The 510-nt window shown below is 50.2% G+C and carries 1 pseudogene; it reads right to left on the reverse strand.

What is annotated here, in order from left to right:
- Positions 1–510 (reverse strand): annotated as a pseudogene (locus Abin_RS09825) (IS3 family transposase); the annotation flags it as partial.

The following is a 510-nucleotide window of genomic DNA, read 5'->3' on the forward strand; positions in this document are numbered from 1 at the left end:
CCGTGTTAGCCAGCTTTGTCTCCAAAGCATTTCGACCTTCAGGCTCTTGAAAAAGGTCTCGACCACGGCGGTGTCGTAACTGCTTGCCTTGCCGGACATGGACGGTTTCATCTTGTATTTCGTCAGACTCTTCTGAAACTCATGGGAGCAATATTGGCTACCGCGATCAGAATGGAGAATACAGCCCGATGATGGGTTGCGTAGACGCATCGCCATATCGAGAGCTCTTGATGGCGAGATCCTTTTTCAACCGGTCACTGGCGGCCCAACCGGCAACTGAACAGATCAATGAAGACAGCAAGGTAAAGCCAGTCTCACTGGTCCAGATATAACTAATGTCGCCTGCCCCTTTCCGATTGGTGGCATCGGCTATGAAGTGGAAGTCCAAAATATTGTCGATAAAACCAAGAGAATGTCGACTATCGGTCGTGGCTTTATGCTGACGCATACATACGGGACGAATACCGTTGGCTTGCATCAGTCGCCCCACACGACGCTCACTCACATAAA

The sequence above is a fragment of the Acetobacter indonesiensis genome (assembly GCF_000963945.1).
GTDB lineage: Bacteria > Pseudomonadota > Alphaproteobacteria > Acetobacterales > Acetobacteraceae > Acetobacter > Acetobacter indonesiensis.